This is a genomic window from Ferruginibacter sp. SUN002 (assembly GCF_050611725.1).
GTDB lineage: Bacteria > Bacteroidota > Bacteroidia > Chitinophagales > Chitinophagaceae > Ferruginibacter.
In genome coordinates, this window is record NZ_JBODJB010000001.1 from 2749387 (window position 1) to 2763385 (window position 13999).

The window sequence follows — 13999 nt, forward strand, 5'->3', positions numbered from 1 at the left end:
CTTGTTGTATAATCTGTACCATGCCAGTTATAAGTTTCACAAGCAACTTGTGTTGAGGCATTGTGTGTACCGTAGTTTACTGTTAAATGTAAAGTATCTACTGATGCACAACCTGCACCGTTGGTATAGCTGTAAGTGTAATCGCCGCTTGTTGTATAATCTGTACCATGCCAGTTGTAAGTTTCACATGCAACCTGTGTTGTTGCATTGTGTGTACCATAGTTTACTGTTAAATGTAAAGTATCTACTGATGCACAACCTGCACCGTTGGTATAGCTGTAAGTGTAATCTCCGCTTGTTGTATAATCTGTACCATGCCAGTTGTAAGTTTCACATGCAACTTGTGTTGATGCATTGTGAGTACCGTAGTTTACTGTTAAATGTAAAGTATCTACTGATGCACAACCTGCACCGTTGGTATAGCTGTAAGTGTAATCGCCGCTTGTTGTATAATCTGTACCATGCCAGTTGTAAGTTTCACATGCAACCTGTGTTGTTGCATTGTGTGTACCATAGTTTACTGTTAAATGTAAAGTATCTACTGATGCACAACCTGCACCGTTGGTATAACTGTAAGTGTAATCTCCGCTTGTTGTATAATCTGTACCATGCCAGTTGTAAGTTTCACATGCAACTTGTGTTGAGGCATTGTGTGTACCGTAGTTTACTGTTAAATGTAAAGTATCTACTGATGCACAACCTGCACCATTGGTATAACTGTAAGTGTAATCACCACTAGTTGTATAATCTGTACCATGCCAGTTGTAAGTTTCACATGCAACTTGTGTTGAGGCATTGTGTGTACCATAGTTTACTGTTAAATGTAAAGTATCTGTAGACGGGCAACCTGTTCCACTTAAATAATTATAAATATAAGTTCCACTTGTTGTGTAATCCACCCCATGCCAGTTATATATTTCACATGCAGTTTGTACTGAAGAAGTGTGAATACCAATACAAACAAACCCTGCGTCATTAAATGTGTTTACCTGACCTGCAGTTAATAGGATCCCACTTACTACACCCCCTATCGGGTCACTATCTTTTGTGTCGTCGCTACCAATATTTGAAGATGCAGCAGTAAAACCTGAAGGCGTAGTAAATGTAAGCGTATATGTGCCGGGTGCTAAATTATTAAAAGCATACAATCCATTTGCATCGGTAGTTAAGTTAACCGTTACAGCATTAGGATAGGTCAGCACAACATTTACCCCGGCTAGTCCTTGTTCTCCTGAATCCTGAAGACCATTAGCATTAAAATCGTCCCAAACCCTATCTCCAATTGAACCTGTACCTTTTAGTGCAAAGCCTAAAGTAAGATTACCGTTTGAACCATCTCCGTCTGTTGTTGGCTCACCACCCGCTGTTAATGCTATAGAGTTACTTCTCAATTCACCTGTTAATGTTGTTACGCCATTATTATCCGAATTATTATCATTATTAGGATTAGAACTTGTCGCTGTAGTTGTACCTGCTGCATATCCGGCAGGTATTACAACACCTACTATATAGTTACCGGGAGTTAAACCCGTAAAAGAATAAACTCCACCGACATTTGTAGTTGTAGTTGAAACAGCTACACCATCAGGAATATTATCACCATTTGCATCATTATACAAATTGACATTAGCTCCATTTATAAATGGCTCTCCGCTATCCTGAATTCCATTATTATTCTGATCATCCCAAACAAATTTACCCAAGCTTAAATTAGTAGATTTGAAACCGGCATCTATTGTTAAATTATTCTGACCGGAAGTTAAAACGATTCCACTAACGGTACCGCCTATCGGATCACTATCTTTTGCATCATCGGAACCAACATTGGCAGTTGTTGCAACATAACCCGAAGGAGTTGTGAAGCTTATGCTATATGTTCCATGTTTTACATTTGTAAATGTATATTTACCACTTGCATCAGTTGTTGCATTAACAGTTGTACCATTTTGACGAGTCAATGTTACGCTTACCCCTGAAATACCCGGCTCTCCCGGATCCTGAATAGCATTACCATTTTGGTCATCCCATACTAAATCACCAATGGTACCGTAAGATATCGGGTTTACTCTTACTACTCTGCTAAAGAAATTTATTCTGCCACAGGCATCAGTTACAGTAACCCGAATGATACAATCTGTTGCAACAGTAACGGTTGGCGCAATAAATTGAGTAGACAATGCATTAGGATTTACAAAACTACCGCCATTAGTACTCGTCCATGTAATTGAATAATTTGGTGTACCACCCGTAACACTTACACTTACATTAATTGTATCACCAGTTTCTAATGAATCAGAAACTGAAAAATTATAAAGTTCCGGTCTTCTTTCGATACCGGCATTTAATAAGAAGTTGCCATAAATTCTTGCTGCTGCTACATTCTCTGCAACTGTACCACCTGCTATAGAATGAGACGCTTCATACATAACCATACCATATGTAGAATTTCCAAATCCTCTCCCATAAACAAGAGCTGCCGCAGGACCAGGTGCATAAGTTCCGTTTGTTACCTGAGGATGATCGATGTCATAAATCCCAATTTTTGTTGTTGATCTCCACCCTTGGCTATATGGAATATATATTTGTTCAGAACCATTTTGTAATGCACCATCTAGTGTTCCAACAAACTGCATAAACGGATCTGATGCGATCAAAGGATTAAAAAGGCCTTGTGATGTACTATAGTTATATGGCGGCGTCCCATCTGAGTGACTACCCCACGGAACCAACCCTGCATTACTTAAAAAATTCATGTCAGGATTACCATCTCCGTTAATATCTACTAAAGACTCGAGGGCACTTGCAGAGTGACATGCAGCCCATAAATGTCCTCCATTTGTAACAAAACTTTTTAGCGTTTGTGCATAACCGCTAGCCAATGTCCAGCTTTGAGGGTCAGCATGAGGCATTGCATAAATATCATCGCAATTCACCAGATCAGCGGGTGTACCTAAACGATAAGAAGAATCAGGAACACCTGCATTGATATAAAAAGCATCTCGTATTTTAGCTCCATTTTGCAGATCAAGTACTGCATTAGGGAACGAAGTAATATAATTGTAAATTGGTGCAGTAAATGCAGGTTGGTTAAAATTTACTGTTAGCCCGGGATATGCTGAAACCCAAGTATTTATAATAGTTTGAACTGTTGATACATATTCTGCAGGAACTATAAAAGCACCTCCTTTATAAGATGTACCGGAAACTGTAAAATCAGTCTGATCAACCTTATTTGCTGCGTCTACAAAAGTCTTATTAGGATTAACCGACCAATAAACCGGTATTTTATAAGTACGAACCAATTGATAAACCAAACCGTAAGGGCGCAACCCGTTATTATATGTTTGTGGAGTTACACCCATATTAATAATGCAGGCACCTGCTGCAAAATTTTTATATCCTGCAACCGTTATCGAACTTGAATTATTTGTTGTATTTGCATCTAATTCTGAGGAGCTTGTAATTGTTGCAGTATTAACCAATGTTTTTGCGACTTCAAAATTTGTAGTTATTATTAGAGTTGCACTAGCTCCATTCGCAAGACTTATACCTGTCCAGTTTCCTGTTGCACTTGAATAGGCTCCATTAGAAGTAGTGGCCGAAACAAATCTTAAACCCACAGGTAAAGCATCAGATACTGTTACATTGCTAACTGCGTTCGGACCATTATTAGTTACTGTAATTGTATAACTAAATGATTCGCCTTCAACAGGTGCAGCATTACTTGAAGTAGTTGATACTTGCAAATCGGCTCCGCTAACCTGAAAGGATACTCTGCTCGTATCATTTGAAGTATTATTACCACTTTGAGAAGTTGATATATTAGCCGTACTGGATACCAAATATCCTGCTGTATTATTATTTACTGTTGCGTTGATTGTAAGTACTGCTGTATTGCTACCAGTAGTTGCAGAAAGAGTTGAATTGCCAAAGCTCCATAAACCTGTAGTAGAATTATAACTACCAAGTGTAGCCGAAGATGAAACAAAACTTACCAGAGCAGGCAAAATATCTGATACAGAAAAAGCGGCTGCAGCATATGGACCATTATTAGTAACAGTAACAGTATAAACTACTGCATCTCCTTCTGATCGTATTGAGTTACTTACTGAATTAGTAATTGAAAGATCGGTACTTCCTATAATAACCATCGCACTGTCTGAATTGTTGGAAGTATACGAATCCGGTTGAGAAGCATATGTAACACTTGCTGTGTTAGTTATTGCCGACCCCAATGTTCCTGTATTAACTGTAGCATTAATTGTCAGCGTTCTTGTTTCATTTAATGCAAGATCTAAGTTGGTACCGCCCCATATATGTGTTGCAGGATTGTATGAACTTTCTGTTGCAGATGAAGAAACATAAGTTAAACCCGCCGGTAGTATATCCTGAATCTGAACATCATTTGATGCAAGCGGACCATTATTGGTTACTGTAACCGTATAAACTATAGTGTTACCTGGTACAGCAGATGTTACATTTGCTTGTTTTGTAATTCTAAGATCTGCTCCATCTACTGTTAAACTTGCTGATGCTGAATTATTTGTTGTAATATCATCATGCTGATTAAAACTATAAATAGCAGCAGTATTAGTTATTACTTGTGCTGCCGTACCGGTGTTTACAGTTGCATCTATAGTAAGTGAAACGTTAGCACCACTATTCAACTGGCTTGCAAATGTCCAAAGCTTTGTTGCCGGATTATAACTTCCGTTGGTTGTAGATGAAGTAACATACGTTAACCCTGCCGGTAGTGTATCTGTAACCTTTATTCCCGATGCAAATGAAGGGCCGTTATTTTTTACATTGATCGTATAACGAATTGTATTTCCGATTGCCGGGCTGGTATTGTTGACAGTCTTTGTAAGTTGCAGATCAGCTGAATTAACTGTAAAATCTACCGAGGCATAATCATTTGAACTGAGCACATCTGTTTGATTAACCGAATATAAAGAGGCTGAATTACTTACTGTTTGACCGGATGTAAAACTATTTACCGTTACATTTATAGTAAGTGTTTTGACAGCCGATTTATTAATTGAACCAACGTTCCATAAACCTGTATTTACATCGTAAGTACCTTGTGTAGCTGAGGCTGAAACGAATGTTATCCCTCCCGGTAAAATATCTTTAATTACTACATTGCTTGCATTTGCCGGTCCGTTATTCGATGCGGTTACTGTGTAGCTGATAGATTGATTTTCATTAGGTGTAAGATCACTTACTGTTTTCGCTACTGTAATATCAACATTTTGTGAAAATGCAAATACAGAATTAAGTAAAAACAAAAGAGTAAAAATTACAACAAGCTTTAATTCATTGGAGAATGAAAGTTGTTTTACCGTTGGGTAGATAGAGGTTTGTTTCATTTCAAAAGGATTGAATTAAATTTTAATTCGGCTTTTCGGAACTTTTCAACTCCGTGTAAGATATTGGTTTTTAATGCACCTGTTTAAGCATAATATATTCGCTGAAATACATTGTACTTAAATTAAAGATCATATTTCGCCGATGCCAAACGAAATAACTAATACCCAAAAGGTAGATTTCGGAACTATTCCCAGACTGATGGGTCAAGGAATCAACTGTGTAAGAAATAGCATTAACACCAGTGAATAAGGATAAGGGATAGTGTTAATTCTAAGTAATATAACGTTAAAGAATGTGCTTTATTGCCCCATTTTTTCTTTAGCCAATTTAAGCGCAAAAGCCAATTGCTGCTCCATGGTTAGCGATGTATTGTCCAATTCAATAGCATCTTCAGCCTTTTTGAGAGGGCTGATTTCCCTATTTGAGTCTATATAATCCCTCATTTCAAGATTTTTCTTCACCTCTTCAAAGGTCACATTAGGGTTTTTCTCTACCATTTCTTTGAATCGCCGCTCCACCCGGGTGGTGATGTCTGCGGTCATAAATATTTTAAATTCAGCGTTTGGAAAAACTGTCGTCCCAATATCCCTTCCGTCCATCACAATCCCTTTCTTCTCTCCCATTTTTTGCTGTTGAGCCACGGCAAAATCCCTTACTTCCTTAATTGTAGCCACTTCGCTTACCTTTTCGGCAACAACAAGGTCACGAATCAAATATTCAACATTTTCGTCATTTAACAATATCTCCGATTGACGGGAATTTTCATTATACTCAAAATCTATGACGATTGATTTTAATGCAGCGGTAACCGCCAGTTTATCCGACCAATTGATATGATTTCGTAAAAAAAACAATGTGATAGCACGATACATTGCACCGCTATCTATATATACGTAGCCTAATTTCTTAGCCAGTTGTTTGGCCAAGGTACTTTTTCCGCAAGATGACCATCCGTCAATTGTTATAATTATCTTCTTCATTGCCGTACAAAAGTCATCTAAATATTTCAAGATTCAAAACAAAAAAGGCCATTTCTCCTGATGAGAAATGGCCTTTTAGTATTATTTGAAAAGACTAGGCTTCTTCCGATTTAGCTTCTTTCTTTTTATCGCCGGCTTTTAAAGTGAAATGTATTTTTTCCTTTTCTTTATCTAGATCGGCAATTAACACATCCCCTTCTTTAACCTGCATATTCAGTATCTCTTCAGCTAATGGATCTTCCAAGTATTTTTGAATAGCCCTGTGTAAAGGTCTTGCACCAAATTGAGAATCGTATCCCTTTTCTGCTATAAAGTCTTTCGCTTCAGGCGTTAACTCCATACTGAATCCAAGGTTCACCAAACGCTTCATTACTCCTTTCATCAGAATATCGATGATCTCAAAGATGTTTTCTTTATTAAGCGAATTAAAGATGATCACATCATCGATCCTATTCAAAAACTCTGGACTGAATGTACGTTTCAATGCTTTTTCAATAACAGCCTTATTATTTTCATCAGCATTTTGTACTCTGGCGGCAGTAGCAAATCCTACACCTTCCCCAAAGTCTTTCAACTGACGAACACCAATATTTGATGTCATAATGATCAGCGTATTTTTAAAATCGACTTTTCTACCCAAACCATCTGTCAACTGACCGTCATCCAATACCTGTAATAAAATATTGTAAATATCCGGATGAGCTTTCTCAATTTCATCCAATAAGATAACGCTGTATGGTTTACGTCTAACCCTTTCCGTTAGCTGACCTCCTTCTTCATATCCAACATAGCCCGGAGGCGCTCCGATCAAGCGACTCACGGTGAATTTTTCCATGTACTCACTCATGTCTATACGGATCAGGGCATCTTCATTATCGAACATATGCCTTGCTAATGACCTTGCCAACTCCGTTTTACCTACACCCGTAGGACCAAGGAATATAAATGTACCAACCGGCTTTTTAGGATCTTTCAACCCTACTCGGTTACGTTGAATAGCTTTTACAACTTTTGAAATCGCTTCTTCCTGTCCGATCACAGCTCCTTTCAGATCATCTGCCATGCGGCGTAATTTTTCTGTTTCAGCCTGTACCATTCTTTTCACAGGAATACCTGTCATCATACTGATCACTTCAGCTATATCTTCTTCTTCTATCGGGAAGCGTTTATTCTTACTTTCTTCTTCCCAATCAGATTTTGCTTTTTCCAACTCTTCCTGTAAACGTTTTTCATTATCTCTCAATGAGGCAGCTTCTTCAAAACGCTGACTTTTTACAACCTTGTTTTTTTCTAATTTAATATCCTCGATCTTTTTCTCCAATTCAATTACTTCTTCAGGAACATTAATATTCTTGATATGTTTTCTTGCACCAACTTCATCCATTACATCAATGGCTTTATCAGGCAGTAAACGATCCGTCATATAACGTTCGCTTAATTTCACACAAGCATCAATTGCTTGTTCGCTATACGTTACATTGTGATAATCTTCGTATTTGCTTTTGATGTTGGTTAAAATTTGAATTGTTTCATCAACAGAAGGTTGTTCTACAATTACTTTTTGAAAACGCCTGTCTAACGCCCCATCTTTTTCAATATGCATACGATACTCATCTAATGTAGATGCTCCGATACATTGCAATTCGCCACGAGCCAATGCAGGTTTGAAAATATTGCTTGCATCTAAAGAACCGCTTGCTCCACCGGCTCCGACAATTGTATGTATTTCATCAATGAACAAAATAACATCTCTGTTCTTTTCCAGTTCATTCATGATGGCCTTCATTCTTTCTTCAAACTGACCACGGTATTTTGTACCGGCAACCAAAGCTGCCAGATCTAGTGATACAACTCTTTTATCAAATAGAACTCTTGATACTTTTCTTTGAACAATTCTCAAAGCAAGTCCTTCAACAATTGCTGTTTTACCCACACCCGGCTCGCCAATTAAAATTGGATTGTTCTTTTTACGACGAGATAAGATCTGCGAAACTCTTTCAATTTCGTTTTCTCTACCAACGATCGGATCTAATGAATTGCTTTCTGCCAAACGGGTAATGTCTCTACCGAAATTATCCAACACCGGCGTTTTTGTTTTTGGAGCGTTTGCTGCTCCTCCCTTTTGAGCTCTTTGTTGCTGACCGTATTGTTTTCTTTCTTCATCAAAATCATCGTCATTTTCCTCAGAGAATTCTGCCGCTGGCGGGTTACTTGTTACAAAGCCGAGTTCATTTTTGAAAATATCATAGTCCACATCAAACTGATTTAAAATTTGTGTAGCAATATTTTCTTTATTTTTTAAAATGGATAACATTAAGTGCTCACTTTCAACCGTAGCACTTTTATGCGCCTTAGCTTCGAGAACAGTAATGCGAATAACTTTTTCCGCTTGTTTGGTTAGCGGCAATGAATTAATGTTAGCAATATTTTTTCCGGTTTTATCCTTTACTGCTACTTCAATTTCTTTACGGAGTTCGTAGAGGTCAACGTTTAGTGATTTTAATATTTTGATTGCAGTATTTTCACCGTCACGAATCAAACCCAATACCAAATGCTCTGTGCCGATAAAATCATTACCCAATCTTAGCGCCTCTTCTCTGCTGTAAGAAATGATCTCTTTTACTTGTGCTGAAAAATTGTTGTCCATGCTGTATTGAATTTAAGTTGTACAATAATAACGATTATTTCGAAGATATAGTTTGCTGCTTTATTGAAATGTTAATATGTTAAAAAGTTAAGAACAGCGTTGATAAGTTTTTGAAGGATGGGGCTGATTTTGAGATGGTTAATCTTTAATTTTCAGTAGATTCCTTTTATACATTAGCAAATTTTCCTTTACTTTACAAACAACAATAATCGAAACATCAATTAATGAATATCAAAACAGATACCAAAGAAAAATTTACTGTTATTACGCCGCAAGAAGCAACTATCTCTGCTAATATGACAGAGGAATTGAGCAATATGTTGCTTTCATACCTCCAAAAAGACATTCCCCATATTGTTTTGAATATGAATGAAGTAAAGAGTATTGATAAATCCGCCGCAGAACAAATAACGATGTTGCAACAACAATTTTACGAGAACAACCGATCTTTTGTTATTTGTGCGTTAACGCCTGACGTAGAGGCATTGTTGGATGAACTTGAACTATTGGAAGTAATGAATGTTACTCCAACAGAAAGTGAGGCCTGGGATATTTTGCAAATGGAAGAAATAGAGAGAGAACTTTTTTCTGATGAGGAGAACAATTAGTTAGGTTTTGGTTTAGGAGTTTAGTGTTTAGAAATTAGCAATACCCTTAAAAACAAAAAAAATAATGTTAGCACTTACGATACTTGGCAATAATTCTGCGGTTCCTGCTTTTGACAGGCATCCGACTGCACAGGTATTGCATACACAAGAAGATGGGTATCTGATCGACTGCGGAGAGGGCACACAGATACAAATGTCGAAGTACAAGATCCGCAGAAATAAGATCAACCATATTTTTATTTCACACTTGCATGGCGATCATTATTTTGGCTTGATAGCATTACTTAGCAGCATGAACCTTGCAGGACGTACACAGGAATTACATCTTTACGGACCGCCTGCTTTAGAAGATATTATTAAACTACAAATGCAAGTTGCCAACAATGTTTTTTCTTATCCGTTTTATTTTCATCCAATAATCGGCGCAGGAGAAATAATGAATAACAACAAACTAACGGTTACATGCTTTCCTGTAAAACACAGAATTGAATGCTGGGGATTTTTATTCAGAGAAAAAAAGAATCCGAGAAAGATAGATCCTGAAAGAGCAAGATCATATGAGATACCAACAAGTTACTATGATAAACTTCAGCAAGGATTCGATTATACAACCAAAAAAGGAACGATCATTCCTAACAGTGAAGTTACCGTTGCTGCATCAGCACCTAAAAGCTATGCTTACTGTGCAGATACAAAATACGATGAAAGTCTTGCTGAAATAGTTAAGCATGTTGATCTGCTATATCACGAAAGCACTTATTTAAAGGCGCACGAAGATAAGGCTGCCATGTATTTTCACAGTACTACCACCCAAGCTGCAGCCGTTGCAAAACTGGCAGGTGTAAAAAAATTATTACTTGGCCATTTTTCCTCTAAGTACGAAAGCCTCGATGATTTTTTAAGCGAAGCGAAAGAAGTTTTTGATGATACCGAATTGGCAATTGAGGGTGTGAGTTATAAATTGTAGAATGACCTCTGACGACAGGCTACAGGCAATATCACTCTTCCGGTTTTATAATATTATTAAACCCATCAGCCATGATCCATTTATAAAATTCAGGAAACCATTTACGCCAAGCTGCTTCATTGTGTTTACCCTCAGGATCGATAACCGAATAGATCATTACAGAAGATTTTGCGGCAATATCCTCTTTAATATTGTTCATCAATTTCAGATCATCATCTCCTTCTTGTTCTCCCATATAGAAAAACATTTTTCCCGAAACTTTATTTCCAATCGAATCAGTTAAATTATTTATTGCCGGCGCAGTCCAAAATGCAGGAGAAAAAACACCGGCTTTTCCAAAAACATTGGGATGTTTTAACATTGCATAGTAAGAGATAAGCGCTCCCATAGAACTGCCTGCAACAATAGTATTTTCTTTGCCCGATAGTGTTCTGTATTGTTTATCGATAAACGGCTTTAATGTTTGAATCAGAAAATCAATATAGAGATCGCCTTCTGCACCAAATGTAGTTTCTATATTGATACCCTTGTACGTAAATTCATACGGATTGTATTCACTCATTCTATTAGCTCCATCATTATCTATACCAATAACAATACATGCAGGGTTACCATTGGCCTGCAATGTATCTAAACATTCGTCAACTCCCCATTCTCCATAACCGGAAGTCAATGCATCAAAAAGATTTTGTCCGTCATGCATATACAATACAGGATAGCGTTTATGCGTAAACGTATAATCCTTCGGTAAATAGATCCATATCCTTCTTTTTCGGTTCAATTGAGGAATAAAAAAAGCTGTATCTAAAATTCTTACATTAGTGGATGCTGTATGTTTTCTGTATGCATCTTTCCAGTCCTTTATTTCATACCCCCAAAAAACATCACTCCGGGTTTTTATACGATGATTTTCAATATCCGCACCTCCTTTGTCGCACTCTACACTCTCCCAACTTCCTTTGGTAAACTTAAATTCCAAGTCGGTTCCTTTATCGAAATAACACACCAACGAAATCTTTCCATTGGGTGCTTTTGTGAATTTATACCTGTCATCCTTAGGGTTCCATCCGTTTGCATTCGAGGCCATGTAATATTCTGAACTATCACCACCAAGCGGATCGGTTATAACAAATATGCATGTGTCTTTCTGTGCAAAACAAAAAAAGCTTGCTGATGAGAGCAAGCTTGATATTAATATGTTTTTAAAGAATTTCAATCATCTATTTTTTTTAGATATTCTTTTATCTTTTTATGTAATCCTTCGCTAACAGGAACTACAGGCAAACGTAGTTTATTTTTTATTAATCCCAATTCAAATAAGAATGCTTTTACACCGGCAGGGTTGTTTTCTGCAAATAATAAATTATATGCATCTACCAACGGGTTATTTAAATTTCTTGCAGAAGCAAAATCATTGTTCAAGCAGAATCTAACCATTTGGGAAAATGCTGCAGGGAAACAGTTTGCTGCCACACTTATAACACCATCAATACCACAAGCCATTTCAGGCAATACCAGATCATCATCGCCGCTGACTACAAGAAAATCCTGTGGCCTGTCTCTCAATATCTGAATAACCTGAGCTACATTATTACTAGCTTCCTTAATACCAATGATATTTTTTTCAGCAGCCAAACGAATGGTTGTTTCGGCTTCCATATTCCGTCCTGTTCTACCCGGCACATTGTATAGAATAATTGGTTTAGGCGAAGCCGCAGCAATTGCTTTGTAATGCTGATAAATTCCTTCCTGTGAAGGCTTATTGTAATAAGGACTTGCGCTCAATACGGCCACAGCCTTATCTAATGGAAAAGATTTCACCGTATCAATTACATCCTGTGTGCTGTTGCCACCAATGCCAACAACAACAGGTACCCTACCATTCACTCGTTCGAAAGTAAAATTTGCAATATCAAGCTTTTCCTGTTTCGATAAAGTTGGCGTTTCGCCGGTAGTGCCAAGACTTACCAGATAATCTACTCCATTCTCGATATCAAAATCGATCACTTTACCCAAGGCATCAAAATCTACTGCTAAATCTTCAGTAAATGGCGTAACCAACGCTACACCTGTGCCTTTTAACTGTTCTCTAAAACTCATTGTATTGCAATTTTTTGCGAAGGTATCATTAACCTGCGAATTGGTAAAAGAAAAATCCCTCAAATTTTGAGGGATTTTATAAGTTATCATCTGGGAAAATTAATTTTTGTAGACCCAATCTTCGGAAGAACTGTGTTTTATAATTTTCGATTGACTGATATAGTTTTTATTGGGACTGTAGATGAACAAACAGGTTCCATTTTTAATTTTGTCGATAATTGGTTTATGTAATTTTTCTGCAACTGCAGGACAACCAAAGCTGCGGCCGATATACCCATGTGTACGAATCATACCTTCACTTACGTAAGCAGCACCATGCATTACAATATCCCTTTCGTATGCTTTGTCATTGATCCCTTTTTCAAGTCCATGCAAACGCATCGAATAACCATTTTTTCCAATATAAGTAGTTGATGTTTGATAAAACCCAAGGCTGCTTTTATTGCTTTCCGGTATATTTGAAAACTGATTAGCAAAGGCAGTTCCGGAATTTACTCCGTGTGCTACATATGTATTAAAAAGAATTTTGAAGTTTTTAAGATCGATCACATATAACCTTTTTTGAGAAGATGGTTTACTGAAATCTACAATTGATATGATACGATCGTTGGACAGTTTACCAACTTCTTTCATGTAATTGAGGCCATTAACGGCATAATCGAACACCTGGCGAGCAAGCCCTATTGAACTTAACTTGAGGCTATCATAAATATTTGCCTCCGCTGAATTAACGGTAACCTTTTTGGTAACAGCTGAATTTAAAGCAGGCACTGTCTCAATTTTAAATGGAGATCTTGTTTTAGCAAATACAAATGGTAAATGCAGCGCAAATATTAAAATAGACGTAAAAAAGACGTACACTCTTTTTAAACCAAACAACTTCATGGAACATTGAATTTTTGAAAACAATAAACTATTAACGTGTAGTAGTGATATCTATATTGTATGGTTTAAATAAAAAAGACAAAAATTGCGCCAAAACAAAAGCCCTTTACGTATAATTACTGTAAGGGGCTTCGGATTGGGGTGCAAAAGTACGTAAATGCACCCTGTGAGCAAGTTTGATTAGGTTCTTTATAATAGTTTTAACAACTTTTTTAGATGGATTTATTGGTTTACAACGGCTTATAAAAAGCCGCCGAAGTGTTTTCAACTCCGGCAGCCCGGTTCTTCACATCTGAACTCCTAAAAACCAGGTACAGATTGTATTTTCAGAAAATGTCCAATTAAATTTACTTTTAAAGACCCTAGTCAATAAGTAAACAAATATTATACACGCTTGTAAGTCTTTATTAATTAATCGATTAAATACTCAAAAGACAGTAGA

General features: G+C 37.1%; 8 protein-coding genes. 2 read left to right on the forward strand and 6 right to left on the reverse strand.

The window, feature by feature from the left end; translation table 11 throughout:
• From ACQ33O_RS11855 to ACQ33O_RS11865, 3 genes are all read right to left on the reverse strand, one after another.
• Nucleotides 1-5369, reverse strand: a 5369-nt coding sequence (locus tag ACQ33O_RS11855; protein WP_430995800.1) for an SdrD B-like domain-containing protein, incomplete at its 3' end; no start/stop codon positions are given.
• A 300-nt stretch (nt 5370-5669) separates the two neighbouring features.
• The gene (cmk, locus tag ACQ33O_RS11860) at nt 5670-6350 is read right to left on the reverse strand and encodes a (d)CMP kinase (RefSeq protein ID WP_430995801.1); all 681 of its coding nucleotides are present in this window, start codon (nt 6348-6350) and stop codon (nt 5670-5672) included.
• 94 nt (nt 6351-6444) lie between these two features.
• Nucleotides 6445-8997 (reverse strand): ATP-dependent Clp protease ATP-binding subunit, encoded by a 2553-nt coding sequence (locus ACQ33O_RS11865; protein ID WP_430995802.1) that lies wholly within the window; start codon nt 8995-8997, stop codon nt 6445-6447.
• A gap of 224 nt (nt 8998-9221) precedes the next feature.
• Between ACQ33O_RS11865 and ACQ33O_RS11870 the strand changes: the two genes are divergently transcribed.
• Both ACQ33O_RS11870 and ACQ33O_RS11875 read left to right on the forward strand, forming a co-directional pair.
• Nucleotides 9222-9605 carry an STAS domain-containing protein gene (locus tag ACQ33O_RS11870; RefSeq protein ID WP_430995803.1) on the forward strand — a complete coding sequence of 128 codons (384 nt, stop codon included), beginning with the start codon at nt 9222-9224 and terminating at the stop codon, nt 9603-9605.
• Between the two features lie 64 nt (nt 9606-9669).
• Nucleotides 9670-10572 carry a ribonuclease Z gene (locus ACQ33O_RS11875; RefSeq protein ID WP_430995804.1) on the forward strand — a complete coding sequence of 301 codons (903 nt, stop codon included), beginning with the start codon at nt 9670-9672 and terminating at the stop codon, nt 10570-10572.
• Nucleotides 10573-10603: 31 nt separating this feature from the next.
• On the opposite strand, the gene ACQ33O_RS11880 is transcribed toward ACQ33O_RS11875, so the two are convergent.
• The 3 genes from ACQ33O_RS11880 to ACQ33O_RS11890 all read right to left on the reverse strand — a co-directional run bounded on the left by ACQ33O_RS11880 (nt 10604) and on the right by ACQ33O_RS11890 (nt 13557).
• Complete coding sequence (locus ACQ33O_RS11880; protein WP_430995805.1) at nt 10604-11788, reverse strand: alpha/beta hydrolase; 1185 nt, start codon at nt 11786-11788, stop codon at nt 10604-10606.
• Nucleotides 11785-12672: a 4-hydroxy-tetrahydrodipicolinate synthase gene (gene dapA, locus ACQ33O_RS11885; protein ID WP_430995806.1), complete on the reverse strand. Its 888-nt coding sequence runs from the start codon at nt 12670-12672 to the stop codon at nt 11785-11787. Before dapA ends, ACQ33O_RS11880 begins: the two co-directional genes overlap by 4 nt.
• A gap of 99 nt (nt 12673-12771) precedes the next feature.
• Nucleotides 12772-13557 (reverse strand): murein L,D-transpeptidase catalytic domain family protein, encoded by a 786-nt coding sequence (locus ACQ33O_RS11890; protein ID WP_430995807.1) that lies wholly within the window; start codon nt 13555-13557, stop codon nt 12772-12774.
• Nucleotides 13558-13999: the final 442 nt, after the last annotated feature.

Excerpts from the sequence above, each read along its gene's own strand:
- dapA (WP_430995806.1), bottom strand. The coding sequence starts at position 12,672 with ATGAGTTTTAGAGAACAGTTAAAAGGCACAGGTGTAGCGTTGGTTACG.
- ACQ33O_RS11890 (WP_430995807.1), bottom strand. The coding sequence starts at position 13,557 with ATGAAGTTGTTTGGTTTAAAAAGAGTGTACGTCTTTTTTACGTCTATT.
- ACQ33O_RS11865 (WP_430995802.1), bottom strand. The coding sequence starts at position 8,997 with ATGGACAACAATTTTTCAGCACAAGTAAAAGAGATCATTTCTTACAGC.
- cmk (WP_430995801.1), bottom strand. The coding sequence starts at position 6,350 with ATGAAGAAGATAATTATAACAATTGACGGATGGTCATCTTGCGGAAAA.
- ACQ33O_RS11875 (WP_430995804.1), top strand. The coding sequence starts at position 9,670 with ATGTTAGCACTTACGATACTTGGCAATAATTCTGCGGTTCCTGCTTTT.
- ACQ33O_RS11870 (WP_430995803.1), top strand. The coding sequence starts at position 9,222 with ATGAATATCAAAACAGATACCAAAGAAAAATTTACTGTTATTACGCCG.